The sequence below is a fragment of the Curtobacterium sp. MCBD17_035 genome, assembly GCF_003234815.2.
In the GTDB taxonomy this organism is placed as follows: Bacteria; Actinomycetota; Actinomycetes; order Actinomycetales; family Microbacteriaceae; genus Curtobacterium.
Map to the genome: position 1 here is coordinate 959,372 of NZ_CP126279.1, position 21,224 is coordinate 980,595.

21 protein-coding genes are annotated in these 21,224 nt (G+C 71.4%); 20 read left to right on the forward strand and 1 reads right to left on the reverse strand.

Annotated features, from left to right (window positions below; genetic code table 11):
* The first annotated feature begins 66 nt into the window (after positions 1-66).
* The 5 genes from DEI93_RS04635 to DEI93_RS04655 all read left to right on the forward strand — a co-directional run bounded on the left by DEI93_RS04635 (position 67) and on the right by DEI93_RS04655 (position 3,991).
* Positions 67-1,161: a histidinol-phosphate transaminase gene (locus tag DEI93_RS04635; RefSeq protein WP_111011126.1), complete on the forward strand. Its 1,095-nt coding sequence runs from the start codon at positions 67-69 to the stop codon at positions 1,159-1,161.
* The gene (hisB, locus tag DEI93_RS04640; protein ID WP_111011127.1) at positions 1,158-1,763 is read left to right on the forward strand and encodes an imidazoleglycerol-phosphate dehydratase HisB; all 606 of its coding nucleotides are present in this window, start codon (positions 1,158-1,160) and stop codon (positions 1,761-1,763) included. The genes DEI93_RS04635 and hisB overlap by 4 nt, the downstream gene beginning before the upstream one ends.
* Entirely contained in the window at positions 1,760-2,395 is a 636-nt protein-coding gene (hisH, locus tag DEI93_RS04645; protein ID WP_111011128.1) for an imidazole glycerol phosphate synthase subunit HisH, read from the forward strand. The genes hisB and hisH overlap by 4 nt, the downstream gene beginning before the upstream one ends.
* A 21-nt stretch (positions 2,396-2,416) precedes the next feature.
* Positions 2,417-3,163 (forward strand): bifunctional 1-(5-phosphoribosyl)-5-((5-phosphoribosylamino)methylideneamino)imidazole-4-carboxamide isomerase/phosphoribosylanthranilate isomerase PriA, encoded by a 747-nt coding sequence (gene priA, locus DEI93_RS04650; RefSeq protein ID WP_111026876.1) that lies wholly within the window; start codon positions 2,417-2,419, stop codon positions 3,161-3,163.
* Between the two features lie 72 nt (positions 3,164-3,235).
* On the forward strand, positions 3,236-3,991 hold the full coding sequence (locus tag DEI93_RS04655) for an SseB family protein (protein WP_111120428.1): 756 nt from the start codon (positions 3,236-3,238) through the stop codon (positions 3,989-3,991).
* Positions 3,992-4,175: 184 nt separating this feature from the next.
* On the opposite strand, the gene DEI93_RS04660 is transcribed toward DEI93_RS04655, so the two are convergent.
* A complete protein-coding gene (locus tag DEI93_RS04660) occupies positions 4,176-4,523 on the reverse strand; it encodes a DUF1844 domain-containing protein (protein WP_111011148.1) in 348 nt (115 codons plus the stop codon).
* A 324-nt stretch (positions 4,524-4,847) separates the two neighbouring features.
* On the opposite strand from DEI93_RS04660, the gene infC reads away from it, so the two are divergent.
* The 15 genes from infC (at position 4,848) to tyrS (ending at position 20,963) form a co-directional block, all read left to right on the forward strand.
* Positions 4,848-5,480, forward strand: a complete 633-nt coding sequence (infC, locus tag DEI93_RS04665; protein WP_111011149.1) for a translation initiation factor IF-3 — start codon at positions 4,848-4,850, stop codon at positions 5,478-5,480.
* Positions 5,481-5,568: 88 nt separating this feature from the next.
* The gene (gene rpmI / locus DEI93_RS04670) at positions 5,569-5,763 is read left to right on the forward strand and encodes a 50S ribosomal protein L35 (RefSeq protein WP_111011130.1); all 195 of its coding nucleotides are present in this window, start codon (positions 5,569-5,571) and stop codon (positions 5,761-5,763) included.
* A 46-nt stretch (positions 5,764-5,809) separates the two neighbouring features.
* Positions 5,810-6,196: a 50S ribosomal protein L20 gene (gene rplT / locus DEI93_RS04675; RefSeq protein WP_111011131.1), complete on the forward strand. Its 387-nt coding sequence runs from the start codon at positions 5,810-5,812 to the stop codon at positions 6,194-6,196.
* Between the two features lie 175 nt (positions 6,197-6,371).
* Positions 6,372-7,193: a TrmH family RNA methyltransferase gene (locus DEI93_RS04680; protein WP_111120427.1), complete on the forward strand. Its 822-nt coding sequence runs from the start codon at positions 6,372-6,374 to the stop codon at positions 7,191-7,193.
* A 98-nt stretch (positions 7,194-7,291) separates the two neighbouring features.
* Entirely contained in the window at positions 7,292-8,332 is a 1,041-nt protein-coding gene (gene pheS, locus DEI93_RS04685; RefSeq protein WP_111011132.1) for a phenylalanine--tRNA ligase subunit alpha, read from the forward strand.
* A complete protein-coding gene (gene pheT, locus DEI93_RS04690) occupies positions 8,332-10,824 on the forward strand; it encodes a phenylalanine--tRNA ligase subunit beta (RefSeq protein WP_111120407.1) in 2,493 nt (830 codons plus the stop codon). Before pheS ends, pheT begins: the two co-directional genes overlap by 1 nt.
* Positions 10,825-10,901: 77 nt before the next feature.
* On the forward strand, positions 10,902-11,960 hold the full coding sequence (gene argC, locus DEI93_RS04695) for an N-acetyl-gamma-glutamyl-phosphate reductase (RefSeq protein WP_111120406.1): 1,059 nt from the start codon (positions 10,902-10,904) through the stop codon (positions 11,958-11,960).
* Positions 11,957-13,153 (forward strand): bifunctional glutamate N-acetyltransferase/amino-acid acetyltransferase ArgJ, encoded by a 1,197-nt coding sequence (argJ, locus tag DEI93_RS04700; protein ID WP_258368720.1) that lies wholly within the window; start codon positions 11,957-11,959, stop codon positions 13,151-13,153. The genes argC and argJ overlap by 4 nt, the downstream gene beginning before the upstream one ends.
* Positions 13,153-14,130, forward strand: coding sequence for an acetylglutamate kinase (gene argB / locus DEI93_RS04705; RefSeq protein ID WP_111011135.1), 978 nt, complete (start codon positions 13,153-13,155; stop codon positions 14,128-14,130). The genes argJ and argB overlap by 1 nt, the downstream gene beginning before the upstream one ends.
* Positions 14,127-15,323 (forward strand): acetylornithine transaminase, encoded by a 1,197-nt coding sequence (locus DEI93_RS04710; RefSeq protein ID WP_111120405.1) that lies wholly within the window; start codon positions 14,127-14,129, stop codon positions 15,321-15,323. Before argB ends, DEI93_RS04710 begins: the two co-directional genes overlap by 4 nt.
* Positions 15,320-16,249 (forward strand): ornithine carbamoyltransferase, encoded by a 930-nt coding sequence (argF, locus tag DEI93_RS04715; protein ID WP_111011137.1) that lies wholly within the window; start codon positions 15,320-15,322, stop codon positions 16,247-16,249. Before DEI93_RS04710 ends, argF begins: the two co-directional genes overlap by 4 nt.
* Positions 16,250-16,308: 59 nt before the next feature.
* Positions 16,309-17,505 (forward strand): argininosuccinate synthase, encoded by a 1,197-nt coding sequence (locus tag DEI93_RS04720; protein WP_111011138.1) that lies wholly within the window; start codon positions 16,309-16,311, stop codon positions 17,503-17,505.
* A 14-nt stretch (positions 17,506-17,519) separates the two neighbouring features.
* Positions 17,520-18,959, forward strand: a complete 1,440-nt coding sequence (argH, locus tag DEI93_RS04725) for an argininosuccinate lyase (RefSeq protein ID WP_111013996.1) — start codon at positions 17,520-17,522, stop codon at positions 18,957-18,959.
* Positions 18,956-19,615 (forward strand): DNA-3-methyladenine glycosylase, encoded by a 660-nt coding sequence (locus DEI93_RS04730; protein WP_258372317.1) that lies wholly within the window; start codon positions 18,956-18,958, stop codon positions 19,613-19,615. Before argH ends, DEI93_RS04730 begins: the two co-directional genes overlap by 4 nt.
* A gap of 37 nt (positions 19,616-19,652) precedes the next feature.
* On the forward strand, positions 19,653-20,963 hold the full coding sequence (gene tyrS / locus DEI93_RS04735; RefSeq protein ID WP_111120425.1) for a tyrosine--tRNA ligase: 1,311 nt from the start codon (positions 19,653-19,655) through the stop codon (positions 20,961-20,963).
* Positions 20,964-21,224 lie beyond the last annotated feature (261 nt).

The window sequence follows — 21,224 nt, forward strand, 5'->3', positions numbered from 1 at the left end:
TGACGCCGTCGTCATCCCGTCCGGCTGGTCGGTCCGCGTTGACTGCCGCCGCCCTACGATGGTCCGGTGGCGATCACCCTGGACGACCTCCCCATCCGTGACGACCTCCGTGGTCAGACCCCGTACGGGGCGCCGCAGAAGCACGTCCGCGTCCAGCTGAACGTCAACGAGAACACGCATCCCGTGCCGCCCGAGGTCGCCGAGGACATCCTCGCCTCGATCGGCGCGGCGCTCGCCACGGTGAACCGCTACCCGGACCGCGAGTTCACCGCGCTGCGCTCGTCGCTCGCCTCGTACCTCGGGCACGGCCTCGCGCCGGAACACGTCTGGGCTGCGAACGGTTCGAACGAGGTCATCCAGCAGCTCTTGCAGGCGTTCGGTGGTCCCGGGCGGTCCGTCCTCGGGTTCCCGCCCACCTACTCGATGCACTCCATCATCGCCTCGGGTACCGGTACCCGGTGGATCCCCGCGCAGCGGGACGCCGAGTTCGGCATCAGCCCGGCGACGGCGGTCGCGGCGGTGCGCGAGCACCGCCCCGACATCGTCTTCTTCTGTGGTCCGAACAACCCGACGGGCACGCCGCTGTCGCTCGACACCGTGGCCGAGGCCTACGACGCGACGGACGGCATCGTCATGGTGGACGAGGCCTACGCGGAGTTCATGCCGAAGGACCACCCCTCGGCCCTGACCCTGCTGCCCGGGCGGGAACGGCTCGTCGTGTCGCGGACGATGAGCAAGGCGTTCGCCTTCGCGGGCGCGCGCGTCGGCTACCTGGCGGCCGATCCCGCGGTGGTCGACGCGCTCCGCCTCGTCCGGCTGCCGTACCACCTGTCGGCCCTGACGCAGGCCGCCGCGGTCGCCGCGCTGCGGCACGCGCCGGAGATGCTCCGGATGGTCGACGACATCGTGGTCCAGCGCGACCGGATGGTCCGCGAGCTCGGGGACATGGGCTTCCGCCCCTACGAGACCTGGTCCAACTTCGTGCTCTTCGGCGGCGTGGCGGAACCCCGCCGCGTGTTCGAGGAACTCCTCGAGCGTGACGTCATCGTCCGCGACCTCGGGATCCCCGAGCACCTGCGGGTCAGTGCCGGGACGGCCGACGAGACCTCGGCGTTCCTCACGGCGATGCGCGAGATCGACCCCGTTAGGGTTGGAGCATGACCGGCTCGCGCACCGCTTCGATCACCCGCGTGACGAGCGAGTCGAGCGTCACGTTGTCGCTCGACCTCGACGGCACCGGTCGTTCCTCGATCTCGACGTCTGTCCCGTTCTACGACCACATGCTCACCGCGTTCGCGAAACACTCGCTCATCGACCTCCAGGTCGAGGCGTCGGGTGACACCGACATCGACGCGCACCACACCGTCGAGGACACCGGCATCGTCCTCGGACAGGCGCTGCGGCAGGCGCTCGGCGACCGCGCCGGGATCGGGCGGTACGGCGATGCGCTCGTGCCCCTGGACGAGGCGCTCGCCCAGGCCGTGGTCGACGTCTCGGGTCGTCCCTACCTCGTCCACACGGGGGAGCCCGAGGGCTTCGCGTTGCACCGCATCGGCGGCCACTTCACCGGCTCGCTCGTCCGGCACGTGTTCGAGGCCGTGACGATGCACGCCGGTCTCACCGTGCACGTCCGGGTCCTCGCGGGCCGTGACCCGCACCACATCGCCGAGGCCGAGTTCAAGGCGTTCGCGCGGGCACTGCGTGCGGCGGTCCAGCCGGACCCGCGGGTGGAGGGCATCCCGTCCACGAAGGGTTCGCTGTGAGCGCTCGTCCGGACGTCGTCGTGCTCGACTACGGGTCGGGCAACATCCACTCGGCCGCCAAGGCGCTCGAGCGGGCGGGGGCGGACGTCACGGTCACGGCGGACCGCCAGGCGGCGCTCGCGGCCGACGGGCTCGTCGTCCCTGGGGTCGGCGCGTTCCGAGCGGTGATGGACCAGCTCGACACCGTGCGGGGCGGCGACCTCGTCGACCGACGGCTCGCCGGGGGCAAGCCGGTGCTCGGCGTGTGCGTCGGCATGCAGGTGATGTTCGAGCGGGGCGTCGAGCGCGGGTCCGATGTGCCGGGACTCGGGCAGTGGCCGGGGACGATCCACCAGTTGCGCGCGGAGGTCCTGCCGCACATGGGATGGAACACCGTGCAGCCGCCCGCCGACTCCGTGCTCTTCGACGGTCTGAGCGGCGAGCGGTTCTACTTCGTCCACTCCTACGGCGCGACGTCCCTCGACATCGACGCACAGCCGCCGTTCCCCGCCCCGAAGGTGACGTGGGCGGAGCACGGCGAGCGCTTCGTCGCGGCGGTCGAGAACGGTGCGCTCGCAGCGACCCAGTTCCACCCGGAGAAGTCGGGCGAGCCGGGCATCGCGCTGCTCCGGAACTGGCTCCGGACCCTCTGACCCTCCGAACCCGGGAACACCATGAGCGATTCCTCCACCACACCGGCCCTCGTCCTGCTGCCCGCGGTCGACATCGTCGACGGCACGGCCGTCCGGCTGACCCGGGGCGAAGCCGGCAGCGAGACCGGGTACGGCGACCCCGTCGACGCCGCCGCCGCGTGGCGCGAGCAGGGCGCCGAGTGGATCCACCTCGTCGACCTCGACGCGGCGTTCGGTCGTGGCGACAACCGCGATGTGATCGGGCGCGTCATCGCCGCGGTCGACGGCGTGTCGGTCGAGCTGTCCGGAGGCATTCGTGACGACGCCTCGCTCGAGGCGGCGCTCGCGACGGGAGCGGCCCGGGTCAATCTCGGCACAGCGGCGCTCGAGCACCCGGAGTGGGCCGCTCGCGTGATCGGCGAGCACGGGGAGCGCATCGCCGTGGGCCTCGACGTCCGCGGGACGACCCTCGCCTCCCGTGGGTGGACCGAGGACGCGGGCGACCTGTTCACCGTCCTCGCGCGGCTCGAGGACGCCGGGTGTGCCCGCTACGTCGTGACGGACGTGACGAAGGACGGCACGCTGCAGGGGCCGAACGTCGACCTCCTGCGGCAGGTCCTCGAGCGCACCGAACGACCTGTGGTCGCCTCGGGCGGTGTCTCGGCGCTCGAGGACCTCCGATCGCTCCGCGAACTCGTGCCCCTGGGGCTCGAGGGCGCGATCATCGGCAAGGCGCTGTACTCCGGTGCGTTCACCCTGCCCGCGGCGCTCGAGGTCGCGGGGGAGTAGGGCGTGGCCGCCGACCATCACGACCACGCCGGTCACCACCACGGTGGCGACGGCACATCCGCGTCCTCCGGCATGGCGGCCGACAGCGCGGGTCTCCCGTGGGCGGGCCGCACGTTCCAGGCGCACGACACGACGTTCGCGGGCGACGACGGCACGGCCGACCCGGCGCTGTCCGCAGCGCTCGAGGGCGTCCGGGCGGGGACGGGCTCGCACGTCACGGTGCTCGACGCGCTCCGCGGCGCCCGGTTGCTCGTGCCGCTCGTGGCCCACGCCGGTGACGTCGGGGTGGGACTGGACGGCCGCCCGGTGGACAAGACGCAGGAGCTCTCGATCGTCACGGTGGCGGGGCCGGACGGGCGCCGCGTGATGCCGGCGTTCACCTCGGTCGACGCCATGCGGTCGTGGGACCCGCGAGCTCGACCCGTCCCGGTCGAGTCCCGCCGCGTCGCGCTCGCGGCGGCGAGTGAGGGCACGGAGCTCATCGTGCTCGACCCGACCGCGCCGACGGAGTTCGTCGTGCGCCGTCCGGCCGTGTGGGCGCTGGGACAGGACCTCCCCTGGGTTCCCAGCTACGCGGACCCGTTCGTCGGCGAGGCCTTCGTCGCGTCGTTCGCCGACGAGCCCGACGTCGTCCGGGTGGAATTGGCCCCTGGCGACGCCGGTGGCCGCTTCGCGGGCCCCGAACTCATCGTCGGTCTCGTGCTCGTACCCGGTCTGGATGCGGAGGCGGTGCGCGGACTCGTGTCGCGCCTCCAGGCCCGCTGGTCGGCGGACCGGTTCATCACCGAGCACGTCGACAGCCTCGGCGTCGCGCTCCGGGCGGCCTGAGCGGAGCGCTGGGGCGTCGGGGCGGAGCGCTGGGCCGTCGGGCGGAGCGCTGGGCCGTCGGGCGGAGCGCTGGGCCGTCGGGCGGAGCGCTGGGCCGTCGGGGCGGAGCGCTGGGTCGTCCGGCCGGAGCGCGCGGGGTCGCGTGAGCGGACCGTGGCGCGCTGGTCGACCGGCCCGCGGCGCCCTAGTTGACCGGCCCGGTGTACTTCTCGCCCGGTCCCTGCCCCGGTGCATCGGGGATGCTCGACGCCTCGCGGAAGGCGAGCTGCACGCTCCGGAGGCCGTCACGGAGTGGACGGGCGTGGTGGTCGCCGATCTCCGGGGCGGCAGCGGTGACCAGCCCGGCCAGGGCCGTGATCAGCTTCCGCGCCTCGTCGAGGTCCGTCTGCGAGTCCGGGTCGTCCGCGAGCCCGACCTTGACGGCGGCCGCGCTGAGCAGGTGGATGCTGACGGTGTTGATGAGTTCGACCGCGGGGACCTCCGCGATGTCCCGGGCGGCACCGCCCTCCTCGGGTGACTCGTCCGTCGCGATGGGCTGGGCCTCGTCCGGGCTGTTGGTCACGGTGCTCCTCTGCTAGACTCTGAGCGGCAGTTGCTGTCCACGTGCTCACGCACCGGCAGCAGCGCGAACAAGAGGAGTCTCTCCCACCCGCGACCGCGCACCACAGGTTACCGGGTCACAACCGCTCCGCCGACGGTGGCGTCCTGTCCGACAGGGCGTCCCGACGGTCGTCCGGCCCCACGGGCCGGGGTCGGGCGGGTACCACGGGTCGATCCGTGCGTACGAACTCCTCGCATCGCGTGCCCCGTCCCGGCCGAACCGCCGGACGGAGACCACTTCACGAAGGAGTTCCGCATCAGCGATCCCCGTACCAACGACCGAATCCGTGTCACCGAGGTCCGACTCGTCGGCCCTGGTGGTGAGCAGGTCGGCGTTGTCCCCATCGCCGTCGCCCTCCGCCTCGCGCAAGAGGCAGAGCTGGATCTGGTCGAGGTTGCTCCGAACTCGAAGCCGCCCGTGGCCAAGATCATGGACTACGGCAAGTTCAAGTACGAAGCCGCGCAGAAGGCCAAGGAGGCCCGGCGCAACCAGGCGAACACGATCCTCAAAGAGGTCCGGTTCCGTCTGAAGATCGACGCACACGACTACGAGACCAAGCGCAAGCGCGCCGAGGGCTTCCTCGCGGCGGGTGACAAGGTGAAGGCCATGATCCTCTTCCGCGGCCGTGAGCAGTCGCGTCCGGAGCAGGGCGTGCGTCTCCTCCAGCGCTTCGCCGAGGACATCGCGGAGTACGGCGTCGTCGAGTCGCGACCGACCCAGGACGGCCGCAACATGACGATGGTGATCTCGCCGCTCAAGAACAAGTCGGACGCCAAGGCCGAGTCGAACGCCAAGAAGGCCGCCGTCCGCGCCGCCAACCGCGCGCAGTCGAACCCCGAGGGCGCGAAGGCAGCCGCCGAGGCCGAGGCGCCGAGCGCCGCCGAGTAACACCGCTCCGAGCACCACCCGGGCCGTCCGGCCCCGTCGCAGCGCTGCGGCACCACGACCCCCACACCCCGTACGGAAAGGCACCCACATGCCCAAGCAGAAGACCCACTCCGGGTCCAAGAAGCGCTTCAAGATCACCGGCTCCGGCAAGATCATGAAGCAGCAGGCTGGTATGCGTCACAACCTCGAGGTCAAGGCCGCCAAGCGCAAGGCCCGCCTCAACGAGGACCAGGTCCTCGCGAAGGCCGACGTCAAGGCCGTCAAGAAGCTCCTCGGCCACTGATCGGCCCTCGCCGACCATCGCCGACCCGGAACGTTAGGAAACCACCATGGCAAGAGTGAAGAGGGCGGTCAACGCCGCCAAGAAGCGTCGCGTCGTTCTCGAGCGCGCCGAGGGCTACCGCGGTCAGCGGTCGCGCCTGTACCGCAAGGCGAAGGAGCAGGTCACCCACTCCCTCGTCTACGCGTACCGCGACCGCCGCGCCAAGAAGGGCGAGTTCCGTCGCCTCTGGATCCAGCGCATCAACGCCGCGTCGCGCGCGAACGGGCTGACCTACAACCGCCTCATCCAGGGCCTCGGGCTCGCGGGTGTCGAGGTCGACCGCCGCATCCTCGCCGACCTCGCGGTCAACAACCCGGAGACCTTCGCGGCGCTCGTCGAGACCGCCAAGAACGCGCTCCCGGCGGACACGTCCGCGCCGAAGGCCGCTGCCTGAGCCATCGCGCACCCGAGAGGGCCCGACCACGTCACGTGGTCGGGCCCGCTCGCTGTCCTGGGGGCGGTCGGGAGGTCCGGTGCGGGCCCGGCCCGCGCCTCCCGGCCCGCGCCTCCCGGCCCGCGGCTCGGACGGGCGTGACGGCAGTCCCTGCCAGACTGGGCGGGTGACCGAACTGCTCGACAACCCCCGCTCCTCCCGCGTCCGGACGGTCGCACAGCTGTCCCGCAAGGAGGTCCGCGCCGAGACGCGGCGGTTCCTGCTCGAGGGGCCCCAGGCCGTGTCCGAGGCCCTGCGCTTCCGGCCCGAGCTGCTCCACGACCTGTTCGCGACCCCCACGGCTCTCGAGCGCCATCCGGAGCTCGGCGAGGCCGCGGCGGCCGCCGACCTCCCGGTCGTGTTCGTGACCGAGCAGGTCCTCGAGGCGATGGCCGACACCGTCACGCCGCAGGGTGTGGTCGCCGTGTGCGAGCAGTTCCCGACGTCGGTCAAGGACGTCTTCCGGCCGGGCGCCGGCGAGGACGCGGGTCTGCCCGGTCTCGTGGCGATCCTCGAACAGGTGCGCGATCCGGGCAACGCGGGCGCGATCATCCGTGCCGCGGACGCCGCGGGCGCGCAGGCCGTCGTGATGACCGGTCGGAGCGTCGACCCCTACAACCCCAAGGTGGTGCGGTCGACGACGGGGTCGCTGTTCCACGTCCCCGTGTCCGTCGGTGTCGAGCTGGCCTCGGCGGTGGACCGAGCACGCGCCGCGGGCTACACCGTGCTCGCGGCGGACGTGTCGGGCGACGAACTCCCGGTGGTGCGGAGCGACGGCATGCTCGACGGTCCGACCGCCTGGGTGTTCGGCAACGAGGCCCGCGGACTCACCGCCGCGGACCTGGCCCTCGTCGACCGCGCGGTCCGGGTGCCCATCTACGGCCAGGCGGAGTCGATGAACCTCGCGACGGCGGCGTCGGTCTGTCTGTACGAGAGCGCGTTCGCGCACCGGTCCTGACCGCTGGTGGTCCTCCACCGTCCGGCAGCCCATGCCGCTGTCCACGGTCCGGACGGTGTACCGGGAGGCCCGACGCCTGCCCGGTAGGCTTGCGTACCGTGTCAGAACCACTCGAGATCAGCGAGCCGGCGGTCGCCGCTGCCGTGGAGTCGGCACTCGTCGCCGTCCGCGCCGCGACGACGGTCGCGGAGCTCAAGCACGCCCGCGCCGAACACACCGGCGAGCAGTCGGTGCTCGCGCGGCTCAACGCGTCCATGCGGACGGTGCCGAAGGAGCAGAAGGCCGAGGCCGGCAAGCTCGTCGGCCAGGCGCGGGCCCGGGTGAACCAGGCGATCGCCGAGCAAGAGGCCGTCCTCGCCGTGGCCGAGGAGCGCGCCCGCCTCGAGTCGGAGCGGGTCGACGTCACGGCGCTGCCGGTGCGCCACCAGCCCGGCGCGCGACACCCGCTGTCGTTGCTGCAGGAGACGATCGCGGACATCTTCGTCGGCATGGGGTGGGAGGTCGCCGAGGGCCCCGAGCTCGAGCATGAGTGGTTCAACTTCGACGCCCTCAACTTCGACCAGGACCACCCCGCTCGCGCGATGCAGGACACGCTGTTCGTCGAGCCGGTCGAGCGGCACCTGCTCATGCGCACGCACACGTCGCCCGTCCAGGTCCGATCGCTCCTCGGGCGCGGTGTGCCGCTGTACGTCATCGCGCCCGGACGCGTGTACCGGTCGGACGAACTCGACGCGACGCACACGCCCGTCTTCACCCAGGTCGAGGGCATCGCTGTCGACCGGGGACTGACCATGGCGCACCTGCGCGGCACGCTCGAGCACTTCGCGCGGCAGATGTTCGGCGCCGACGCCCAGATCCGGCTCCGGCCCAACTACTTCCCGTTCACCGAGCCCTCCGCCGAGATGGACGTCTGGCAGCCGAACGCCAAGGGCGGCGCGCGCTGGGTCGAGTGGGGTGGGTGCGGCATGGTCAACCCGAACGTGCTCCGCTCGGCCGGCATCGACCCGTCCGAGTACCAGGGCTTCGCGTTCGGCATGGGGATCGAGCGGACGCTGCAGTTCCGCAACGACCTCAACGACATGCGTGACATGGTCGAGGGCGACATCCGCTTCTCGCAGCAGTTCGGAACGGTGGTCTGATGCGCGTCCCACTCCGATGGCTCGGTGAGTCCGTCGACCTCCCCGAGGACGCGACCCTCGAGCACGTCCACGCCGCCCTCGTGTCGGTCGGGTTCGAAGAAGAGGCCGAGCACGCGTTCGACCTGACGGGGCCGATCGTCGTCGGCCGAGTCCTCGAACGCGTGCCGGAGCCGCAGAAGAACGGCAAGACGATCAACTGGTGCCAGGTCGACGTGGGCGAACCGGAACCGCGGGGCATCGTCTGCGGCGCGCACAACTTCGACGTCGGTGACCTCGTGGTCGTCACGCTGCCTGGTGCCGTGCTGCCCGGTCCGTTCCCGATCGCCGCCCGGAAGACGTACGGACACGTGTCCGACGGCATGATCGCCTCCGCCCGCGAGCTCGGCCTCGGCGAGGACCACGACGGCATCCTCCGCTTCGCGGACCTCGGCATGGAGCCCGAGGTCGGCGCGGACGCCGTCGCGCTCCTCGGGCTCGACGACGCCGCGGTCGAGATCAACGTCACCCCCGACCGCGGGTACGCGTTCAGCATCCGTGGCGTGGCGCGCGAGTACGCCCACGCCACGGGGGCGACCTTCCACGACCCCGCCGAGCGTCCGGCTCCGCGGTCGGGTGACGGCTTCGCGGTCACCATCGCGGACGACGCACCGATCCGCGGCAACTCGGGCGCCCGGACCTTCGTGACGCGCGTGGTCCGCGGCATCGACCCGACCCGCCCGACGCCCGCCTGGATGATCGCGCGGCTCCGACTCGTCGGCGTCCGGAGCATCTCGCTGCCGGTGGACATCACCAACTACGTGATGTTCGAACTGGGCCAGCCCCTGCACGGCTACGACCTCGGCGCGCTGCAGGGCGGGCTCACCGTCCGCCGCGCGACGCCGGGCGAGACCCTCGTGACCCTGGACGACGTCGAACGCCGACTCGACCCCGAGGACCTCGTCATCGCCGATGACGCCGGCCCGGTCGGGCTCGCGGGCGTCATGGGCGGCGCGCGCACCGAGATCGGAACGGGGACGACCGATGTCCTCATCGAGGCCGCCGGATTCGATCCGGTGTCCATCGCTCGGTCGGCCCGTCGGCACAAGCTCCCGAGCGAGGCCTCGAAGCGGTTCGAGCGGGGTGTGGACCCCCTCGTGGCCGAGGCTGCGGCGGCCCGCGCCGTCGAGCTCCTCGTCGAGCTCGCGGGTGGCACCGCGGACGACCTCGGATCGACGCTCGTCGATCGCTCGCCCCGCCCGGCGGTGTCGATGCGTCTCGATGCGCCCGAGTCCGTCGTCGGCGTGGCCTACACCGAGGCCGAGGTCGTCGAGACCCTCCGGTCCGTCGGCGCCGAGGTCACGACCGACGCGGATCTGCTCACCGTCACGCCGCCGTCATGGCGGCCGGACCTCGTCGACGACGTCTCGCTGATCGAGGAGGTCGCGCGCATCGTCGGCTACGCGCGGATCCCGAGCGTGCTGCCGGTCGCGCCGCCCGGACGTGGCCTCAGCCGTGCCCAGCGTGCCCGTCGCCGCGTCGTCGCGGCACTCGCGGCCCAGGGCCTGGTCGAGGTCGTGACGGCCCCGTTCGTCTCCACGGCGACGGCTGATGCGTTCCCCGGGATCGACGCGGCCGGCGGTCCGAGCGTCGCACTGGCGAACCCACTCGACAGCGAGCTGCACCTGCTCCGTCGTTCCGGTCTGCCCGGGCTCGTCGACATCGCCCGTCGCAACACGGCGCGAGGCCTCGTCGACGTCGCGGTGTTCGAGGCGGCCTCCGTGTTCCTGCCCGCCGTGGGGGCCGAACTCGGCACGACGACGATCCCGCGCGGTGCGGAGCGTCCCGACGACGCCACCCTCGCCGCGATGACCGCGTCGCTCCCGGCGCAGCCCACCCACGTGTCGGCCCTGCTGACGGGGTCGCGGCTCCTCAAGCAGCCCGGTGTGGCGGCCGAGCCGTACGGCGTCGCCGACGCGCTCGACGTGGCGCGGACGGTCGCGTGGGCGGTCGGCGCCGAGCTGACCGTCGCGCAGACGGAACACCCGTCGATGCATCCCGGCCGTGCGGCCCTGGTGTCGGTCGGCGATCACCCCGTCGGCGTGGTCGGCGAGCTCCTCCCGTCGACGACGGCCGACGCCGACCTGCCGCGCGTGGTCGCGGTGGTCGAACTCGACCTCGACGCCCTCGTGGCTGCGGCCCCCGCCGCGGTCCTGCCCGAGGCGATCGTCTCCTACCCCGCGGCGACGCAGGACCTGTCGCTGGTGGTCGACGTGGATGTCCCGGCGGGCGCGGTGCTCGACGCCGTCCGCGATGGCGCCGGTCCGCTGCTGGAGTATGCTCGCCTCGTGGACGACTACCGGGGCGCCGGCGTGACGGAGGGACAGAAGTCCCTGACCTTCGCGCTGCGGTTCCGCGCCACGGACCGCACGCTGACCGCCGCCGAGGCCACCGAGGCCCGAGACGGCGCCGTCCGACGTGCCGGCGAGCGATTCGGGGCGACCCTGCGCGACTGATCCACTCGGGATCAGCCTCGCCCGGGGTCGCCGCCTCCGACTCCCTCGACCGAAGTCCGATCATCAAGGTGGAACCCATGTCCGTATCCGTCGCCGTGGCGGGAGCCAGCGGCTACGCGGGTGGGGAGCTCCTGCGCGTGCTCTCCGCCCATCCCGAGTTCGACGTCAGGACGGTGACGGCGTTCTCGAACGCCGGACAACCGCTCATCGCGACACAGCCGCACCTCCGCTCGCTCGCACACCTCACCCTGACCGAGACCACCCCGGAGCAGCTGCGCGGGCACGACGTCGTGTTCCTCGCGCTGCCCCACGGCCAGTCCGGCGCGATCACCGAGCAGCTCGGGGACGACGCGCTCGTGGTCGACTGCGGTGCGGACCACCGTCTGACGGACCCGGCCGACTGGTCGGCGTTCTACGGCGGTGCGTACCACGGCGCGTGGACGTACGGTCTACCCGAACTCGTGCGGGCCGGCGGATCGGGCACCGCCGCCAAGCAACGGTCCGAGCTCGTCGGGACGAAGCGCATCGCAGTACCGGGGTGCAACGTCACCGCCGTGACCCTGGGGATCGCGCCCGGGGTCGCCGCGGGCGTCGTGGAGACGGACGACATCGTCGCGGTGCTGAGCGTCGGGCCGTCGGGTGCGGGCAAGAAGCTCGCGACGACCTACCTGGCCGCCGAGATCCTGGGGTCCGCGTCCGCCTACGCGGTCGGGGGCACGCACCGGCACGTGCCGGAGATCCAGCAGAACCTCCGCGTCGCCGGGGCCTCGTCGGTGCGGGTGTCCTTCACACCCGTGCTCGTCCCGATGGCCCGGGGCATCCTCGCGACCACGTCCGCGCGGCTCGCGCCCGGTGTGGGCGCGCACGACGTCCGGCTGGCCTGGGAACAGGCGTACGCCGACGAACCGTTCGTCCACCTCCTGCCCGAGGGCGAGTACCCGCGCGTCGCGGACACGGTCGGTGCGAACACGGCGCTCGTGGGCATCGCGGTCGACGAGGCCGCTCGACGCGTCGTCGCGATCTCGGCGCTCGACAACTTGGCCAAGGGCACGGCCGGTGCCGCTGTGCAGTCCACCAACATCGCGCTCGGTCTGCCGGAGACGCTCGGTCTCTCGATCGACGGAGTCGCCCCGTGAGCGCGGTGACCGACGGGACCGCGGTGCCGTCCCTCCAGGGCGTCACGGCCGCGGCCGGGTTCCGCGCGACGGGCGTGACCGCCGGCTTGAAGCCGAGTGGCAAGCCGGACGTCGCCCTCGTCGTCAACGACGGTCCGTCCGACGCGGTCGCCGCGGTGTTCACGAGCAACCGGGCGAAGGCGAACCCGGTCATCTGGTCCCAGCAGGTCGTCGCGGACGGCGTCGCGCGTGCGGTCGTCCTCAACTCGGGCGGTGCGAACTGCTTCACCGGGTCCTTCGGGTTCCAGACGACGCACCAGACGGCCGAGGCGGTGGCCGACGTCATCGGTGTCGGTGCAGCTGACGTCGTGGTGTGCTCGACCGGCCTCATCGGGGTCGGGGGCGAGGCCTTCCGCGAGGGCGTGCTCCGCGGTGTCGGACTGGCTGCCGCCGGGCTCAGCACGGACGGCGGTCCGGCGGCGGCCGAGGCGATCATCACCACCGACACGCACGCCAAGCAGTCGGTGGTGTCCGTCGACGGCTGGACGATCGGTGGCATGGCGAAGGGCGCCGGGATGCTCGCGCCCGGGCTCGCGACGATGCTCGTGGTGATCACGACGGATGCCGACCTGGCGTCGGACGCGCTGGACCAGGCCCTCCGCGCGGCAACACGCGTCACGTTCGACCGCGTCGACTCCGACGGCTGCATGTCCACGAACGACACGGTCGTGCTCATGGCCTCCGGCGCCTCCGGGACGACCCCCGAGGTCGGTGACTTCCAGGAGGCCCTCACCGCGGTGTGCGCGGACCTCGCGCGTCAGCTCCAGCAGGACGCCGAGGGCGCGAGTCACGACATCGCGATCGAGGTCGTCGGCGCGGCCAGCGAGGACGACGCGGTGACGGTCGGGCGCAGTGTCGCCCGCAACAACCTGTTCAAGGCCGCCGTGTTCGGCAACGACCCCAACTGGGGGCGGGTGCTCGCGGCGATCGGCACGACGGACGCCGAGTTCGACCCGTACGCGGTCGACGTCAGCATGAACGGGGTTCGCGTGTGTCACGCCGGCGCTCCGGACCGCCCGAGCGACCAGGTCGACCTGACGCCGCGCGACACGCACGTGCACATCGACCTCGGGGTCGGCCCCCACGCGGCGACGATCCTGACGAACGACCTGACGCACGACTACGTGCACGAGAACAGCGCGTACTCGAGCTGATGGCGAACGGAACACACGTGGACAACGACGGACTCCTCACCGAGGACCAGGAACTCGCCGCGGTCAAGGCCGCCACGCTCATCGAGTCGCTGCCCTGGATCAAGCGCTACTCCGGCAAGGTCGTCGTCGTGAAGTTCGGCGGCAACGCGATGGTGAACGACGACCTCAAGCGCGCGTTCGCCGAGGACATGGTCTACCTGCGCTACGCGGGGCTCCACCCGGTGGTGGTGCACGGTGGCGGCCCGCAGATCTCGGCCGCGCTCGAGCAACAGGGCATCGCGTCGGAGTTCCGTGGCGGGTACCGCGTGACCACGACCGAAGCGATCACGGTCGTGCGCGACGTCCTGGCCGGTGAGGTCAACCGCGAGATCGTCGACCTGCTCGACGAGCACGGCGCGGGACTCGGGGTCGGCGTGTCCGGCGACGGCGGCTCGTTGTTCTCCGGGCACAAGCGCGGTGTGGTCATCGACGGCGAGGAGTTCGACCTCGGTCACGTCGGCGACATCACCGAGGTCGACCCAACCGAGGTGCTCGCCGCGATCGAGGCCAACCGGATCCCGGTGGTGTCGAGCATCGCGATCGACGAGAGCGATCCGGAGCAGGCCCTCAACGTGAACGCCGACGCCGCGGCGGCAGCCCTGGCGATCGCGCTGCGCGCGTCGAAGCTCATGATGCTGACCGACGTGCCGGGGCTGTACCGGAACTGGCCCGACCGGGACTCCGTGATCGACCTCATCTCGGTCGACGAACTCCGGGAACTCCTGCCGAGCCTCGAGTCCGGCATGATCCCGAAGATGACCGCCTGTCTCGATGCCGTGGTCGCGGGCGTCGGCGGCGCGACCATCATCGACGGCCGTATCCCGCACTCCATCCTCCTCGAGGTGTTCACCCTGCGCGGTGCCGGCACCGAGGTCATCCCCAACGAACGACGCGCGCCCGGACACCCGGCCGCTGCTGACGAACGGAACGAAGCATGAGCATGACGACCCAGACTGGCTGGAACGACCGGTTCGGCGCGTCGCTCATGCGATCGCTGACCCCACCGAAGATCATGCTCGAGCGTGGCCGCGGCTGCCGGGTGTGGGACGTCGACGGCAAGGAGTACCTCGACTTCCTGGCGGGCATCGCCGTGAACTCGCTCGGTCATGCCCACCCCGCGGTGGTCGAGGCCGTGACGGACCAGGCGTCGAAGCTCATGCACGTGTCGAACTACTTCGCCACGCCGCCGCAGCTCGAGCTCGCGGAACGCCTCAAGCGCATCACCGGCGCGGGGGACGCGGGTCGCGTCTACTTCGGTAACTCCGGGGCCGAGGCGAACGAAGCCGCGTTCAAGCTCGCACGGCTGAACAAGGGCGACGGGTCCCGCACGCGGATCCTCGCGTTGCAGAACTCGTTCCACGGACGCACGATGGGTGCCCTCGCGCTCACCGGCAAGCCCGCCCTCCGCGAGGACTTCGAGCCGATGATCCCCGGGGTCGAACACATCGACTCCACCATCGAGGCGCTCGAGGCCGCGATCGACGACCATGTCGCCGCACTCGTGCTCGAACCGATCAAGGGCGAGGCCGGCGTCGTCGACCTGCCCGAGGGCTTCCTCGCGGCGGCGCGAGCGCTGACGGAGCAGCACGCCGCGTTGCTCATCCTCGACGAGATCCAGACCGGCGTGGGACGCACCGGGTCGTGGTTCGCCTTCCAGGGGCACGGGATCACGCCCGACGCGATCACGATCGCGAAGGGCATCGCCGGAGGCTTCCCGATCGGCGCACTCGTCACGTTCGGGTGGGCGTCCGACCTGTTCTCCGCAGGCCAGCACGGGTCCACCTTCGGCGGGAACCCGTTGGCGACGCGGGTCGCGAACGCAGTGCTCGGCGAGATCGAGACCACCGGGCTCGTGGAGGCGGCGCGCGGCAAGGGCGAGCGCATCCGCGCCGGGATCGCAGCCATCGGCAGCCCGCTCGTCGACGAGGTGCGGGGCGAGGGCCTCCTCGTCGGGATCGGACTCACCCGACCCGTCGCCCCCGCGATCAACACGGCCGCGCTCGAGCGCGGGCTCATCGTCAACGCTCCGAACGAGTCATCCATCCGGATCGCACCGCCGCTCATCGTGTCCGACGCCGAGATCGACGAGTTCCTGGTGATCCTCGCGCAGGCGATGGAGGCAGCGGCATGACCCGCCACTTCCTCCGGGACGACGACCTCACCCAGGCGGAGCAGCTCGAGATCCTCGACCTCGCCGCGGCGATGAAGGTCGACCGCTGGGGCGCGAAGCCGCTGGCGGGGCCCCAGAGCGTGGCGGTCATCTTCGACAAGTCCTCCACCCGGACGCGCGTGTCGTTCCACGTCGGCATCAGCGACCTCGGGGGCAGCCCGCTCATCATCTCCACCGCCAACAGTCAGCTCGGCGGCAAGGAGACCCCGTCCGACACGGCGCGCGTGCTCGAACGGATGGTGTCCGCCATCGTCTGGCGCACGTACGCGCAGGCCGGGCTCGAGGAGATGGCCGCCGGGACCACGGTGCCGGTCGTGAACGCGCTGTCCGACGACTTCCATCCCTGCCAGCTCCTCGCGGACCTCCTGACGATCCGCGAGCACCGGGGCACGCTCGCCGGCCAGACGATCGCCTTCGTCGGCGACGGCGCGAGCAACATGGCCCAGTCCTACCTGCTCGCGGGGACGACCGCGGGCATGCACGTCCGTGTCGCGGCCCCCGTCGCGTTCGCACCCGACCGGCAGGTCGTCGCCGACGCCGAGCGCGTCGGCGCGCGGACCGGTGGCTCCGCCCTCGTCGTGACGGATCCCGTCGCGGCGGTGAGCGGTGCCGACGTCGTCGTCACCGACACCTGGGTGTCCATGGGCAAGGAGGACGAGAAGCAAGCGCGCCTCGAGACCTTCGCCGGGTACCGCGTCGACGACGAGCTCATGGCGCACGCCGCCGACGACGCCGTGTTCATGCACTGCCTGCCCGCCGACCGCGGCTACGAGGTGACCGAAGCGGTCATCGACGGTCCGCGGAGCATCATCTGGGACGAGGCCGAGAACCGACTGCACGCGCAGAAGGCCCTCCTCGCCTGGCTCCTCGACCACGCGGCCGACTGACCTCGGCCCGCGACGACATCCACCACCCCGCACCCCCGCATCCCCTGAGAAGGAGAACCATGGCAGACCGCGTCGTACTCGCGTACTCCGGAGGGCTCGACACCTCCGTCGGCATCGGATGGCTCAAGGACGCCACCGGCAAGGAGGTCGTGGCACTCGCCGTCGACGTCGGCCAGGGTGGCGAGGACATGGACCGCATCCGTCAGCGCGCGCTCGACTGCGGCGCCGTCGAGTCGATCGTCGTCGACGCCAAGGACGAGTTCGCCGACGACTACCTGATGCCGGCGCTCAAGGCGAACGCCCTCTACCAGAAGCGCTACCCGCTCGTGTCCGCCCTGAGCCGGCCGCTCATCGCGAAGCACCTCGCCCTCACCGCCAAGCAGCTCGGCGCGGACAGCGTCGCCCACGGCTGCACCGGCAAGGGCAACGACCAGGTCCGGTTCGAGGCAGCGGTCGCCGCGATCGCCCCCGACCTGACGAGTGTCGCGCCGGTCCGGGACCTCGCACTCACGCGCGACAAGGCGATCGTGTACGCGCAGGAGCACGACCTGCCCATCGAGCAGAGCAAGAAGTCGCCGTACTCGATCGACCAGAACGTCTGGGGCCGCGCCGTGGAGACCGGGTTCCTCGAGGACCCGTGGAACCCGCCGATCGAGGACCTGTACTCGTACACGCAGGACCCGACGGTCGAGCGCGCCGCGGACGAGGTCACCATCACGTTCGAGCACGGCGTTCCGGTCGCGATCGACGGACAGCGCTTCAGTGCACTCCGCATCGTGCAGGAGCTCAACGCACTGGCGGGCAAGCACGGCGTCGGGCGGATCGACGTGGTCGAGGACCGGCTCGTCGGCATCAAGAGCCGCGAGGTCTACGAAGCGCCCGCCGCGATGGCGCTCATCGCGGCGCACGAGGAACTCGAGAGCCTGACGCTCGAACGTGACGTCAACCGCTACAAGCGCGGGGTCGAGTCCGAGTGGGCGAACCTCGTGTACGACGGTCTCTGGTTCTCCGGGCTCAAGCGCAGCCTCGACGCGTTCATCGAGGACACCCAGCAGTACGTGTCCGGTGACATCCGCCTGCAGCTGCACGGCGGCCGTGCGACCGTGACGGGCCGTCGGAGCGAGCAGTCCCTGTACGACTTCGACCTCGCCACGTACGACACGGGCGACACGTTCGACCAGTCGCTGTCCAAGGGCTTCATCGAGATCTGGTCCCTGCCGAGCAAGATCTCCGCTCGGCGCGACCTGGCCAACTGAGGCGGAGCGGCGGCATGGCGGACGAGCAGAGCACGAGCAGGGCCGGCGAAGCCGGCGCGCTGTGGGGCGGGCGGTTCAGCAGCGGTCCCTCCCCGGAGCTCGTCGAACTGAGCAGGTCCACGCAGTTCGACTGGCAGCTGGCGCCGTACGACATCGCGGGGTCGCGGGCACACGCCCGCGCCCTCGCGGTGGCCGGGTACCTGTCCGAGGACGAACTCAGCCGGATGCTGGACGGTCTCGACCGCCTGGACGCTGCGGTCGCGGCCGGCACGGCCCGACCGGGCCAGGACGACGAGGACGTGCACTCGGCGCTCGAGCGTCTGCTCATCGAGGACATCGGGGGCGACCTCGGTGGGAAGCTCCGGGCCGGCCGCAGCCGGAACGACCAGATCGCGACGCTGGTGCGGCTGTACCTGCTCGACCACGCGCGACGGATCGGGCACCTGCTGGTGGACCTCATCGACGCGCTCAGTGCGCAGGCGGACGCCCACCGTGACGCCGTGATGCCCGGGCGCACGCACCTGCAGCACGCGCAGCCGGTGTTGCTCGCGCACCACCTGCTCGCCCACGCTTGGCCGCTGGTCCGTGACCTCGAGCGCTTCCGTGACTGGGCCTCCCGGGCATCCGCGTCCCCCTACGGCGCGGGTGCGCTCGCCGGGAGCTCACTCGGTCTCGATCCCGCCGCGGTCGCGGCAGACCTGGGATTCGCTCGCCCCACCGAGAACTCGATCGACGCGACGGCGTCGCGCGACGTCGTGGCGGAATTCGCCTACGTCACCGCTCAGATCGGGATCGACGTGTCGCGGCTGGCCGAGGAACTCATCGTCTGGAACACGAAGGAGTTCGGCTTCGTCCGGCTGCACGACGGGTTCTCGACCGGGTCGAGCATCATGCCGCAGAAGAAGAACCCGGACATCGCGGAACTCGCGCGCGGCAAGAGCGGCCGCCTCATCGGCAACCTCACCGGGCTGCTCGCGACGCTCAAGGGACTCCCGTTGGCGTACAACCGCGATCTCCAAGAGGACAAGGAGCCGGTGTTCGACTCCGTCACGCAACTCGAGGTGCTGCTCCCGGCGTTCACCGGCATGGTCGCGACCGTCGAGTTCGACACGCAGCGCATGGCGACGCTCGCGCCGCAGGGGTTCTCCCTCGCGACGGACGTGGCCGAGTGGCTGGTGCGCCGCGGTGTGGTGTTCCGTGACGCGCACGAGATCTCGGGTGCCTTGGTGCGCTTCTGCGAGGAGCGCGGCCTCGAGCTCGACGAACCGAGTGATGCGGATTACCGGTCCGTCTCCGAACACCTGACCCCGGACGTCCGCTCGGTCCTGACCGTCGAGGGGAGCGTCGCCAGTCGCGCTGGTGCCGGAGGGACGGCACCGGAGCGCGTCGCCGAACAGGTCGTGGCCCTCACCGCTCGGATCCGATCGCTGACCGAGGCGGCGCCGCTCGCGTGATCGACGAGGCGGGGGTGCTCGGCGAGCCCGCGCTGGCGGCTGCTCCCGCGCTGCTCGGTGCGACCATCACCGGTCGCGGCGTGACCGTGCGCATCACCGAGGTCGAGGCCTACATGGGCGAGACCGACCCGGGGTCGCACGCGTTCCGCGGTCTGCGGCAGCGCAACCGCCACCTGTTCGGTGCGCCAGGGACCCTGTACGCCTATCGCTCGTACGGCATCCACACCTGCCTCAACGTCGTCAGCGGACCGGACGGATTCGCCTCCGGGTCGTTGCTGCGCGCGGGCGCGGTGGTCGAGGGCGTCTCGCTTGCGCGGGAGCGACGCGGTGGCCGCGTGCCCGACGTCGGTCTCGCCCGCGGGCCGGGCAACCTCGGTCAGGCGCTCGGCGCGATGCTCACGGACGACGGTTCGAGCGTGCTCGACGGCCGCGGACCCTACGTCCTCCGCTTCGCCGACGGACTGGAGGAGCGACTCGCCTCGTCGACGACCGCGCTCCTCGACGAATCCCTCGCGGACGGCAGACCGCGGATCTCCGTCGGCCCGCGGGTCGGTGTCGGGGGCGTGGCGGGAGGGCGCGCGTTCCCGTGGCGATTCTGGTTGACGGGCGAACCGACCGTGTCCTCGTACCGGCGCCATCCCCAGGCGACGGACTGAGCGCAGTCGGGTGGGCGACGCGCACTACGATGACGGGGTGTCCAGCGATACCGTTCCCGAGGTCCTGACGCGCCAGCAGAACGACCCGTCCTTCGACTCGATCTGGGACGAACTGCAGTGGCGCGGGCTCGTCCACGTCTCGACCGACGAGACCGCATTGCGGGCAGCGCTCGAAGCCGGTCCGTTGACGTACTACTGCGGGTTCGACCCGACCGCGCCGAGCCTGCACTGCGGGAACCTGTACCAGCTCCTGCTCATGCGCCGACTGCAGCTGGCCGGCCACAAGCCGCTCGGCCTGGTCGGTGGGTCCACCGGGCTCATCGGTGACCCCCGACCGACCGCCGAACGGACCCTCAACGACCGCGCGACCGTCGAGGAGTGGGTGACGCGCCTCCGCGCGCAGGTGTCGCGGTTCCTCAGTCCCGACGGCGAGAACGGGCTGCGCATGGTGAACAACCTCGACTGGACGGCGCCGCTGTCCGCCATCGACTTCCTGCGTGACATCGGCAAGTACTTCCGCGTCAACACGATGCTCCGCAAGGACGCGGTGGCAGCTCGGCTGAACTCGGACGCCGGGATCAGCTACACCGAGTTCAGCTACCAGATCCTCCAGGGCCTCGACTACCGCGAGCTCCACCGTCAGTACGGCTGCACGTTGCAGACGGGCGGCAGCGACCAGTGGGGCAACCTGACGAGCGGCACCGAACTGATCCGCCGCACCGAGGGTGCCGTGGTCCACGCGCTCGGGACTCCGCTCATCACGAACTCCGACGGCACGAAGTTCGGCAAGAGCGAGGGCAACGCCGTCTGGCTCGACCCGGAGATGACGACGCCGTACGCGTTCTACCAGTTCTGGCTCAACACGGCGGACGCGGACGTGATCGAGCGGCTCAAGGCGTTCACGTTCCTCTCGCGCGCCGAGATCGAGCGGCTCGAGCAGGCGGTGGCGGACGAGCCCTTCCGGCGAGAAGCCCAGCGCGCGCTCGCGTTCGCGGTGACGTCGCTGGTGCACGGCGAAGCGGCGACGCGGGCGGCGATCGAGGCCGCGTCGGCGCTGTTCGGCAACGGTGACCTCGCCGCCCTGGACGCGGGGACCCTCCGCGCCGCGATCGCGGAGTTGCCGTCGGTCACGCTCGCACCCGACGTCGACGTCACACGCGCGCTGGTGGAGACCGGACTCGTCGAGTCCCTCGGCAAGGCCCGGCGTGCGGTCGAGGAGGGCGGGGTCTCGGTGAACAACCAGCGCGTCACCGACCCGACCGCGCGCATCGACGCCGATGTCCTGGCCGGGGGAGTGGTCGTGCTCCGGCGCGGGAAGAAGACGTTGGCCGGCGTCACCATCGGCTGAACCGCCTCGACCACGAACGCCCGGACTCCCGGTGAGGACGGGCGTTCTGTCGTACCTGGGGCGTCCATCAGCACTGGCGGTGCATCCTGGAGGCGGCCGCGACACGCCCGGGATGTGGGGTGGTTTGCTGGGTGGTGGGGTGGTGCGTAAAGTAATCACTCGTCACCCCAAAGGTGCGGCGGAGCGGCCGGGACAGTGTCCCGGAGCGAGCCGGCCTCAAGCGGGACCGTCCTCCACCGAGGTTCTGATCGGGACTTGCGC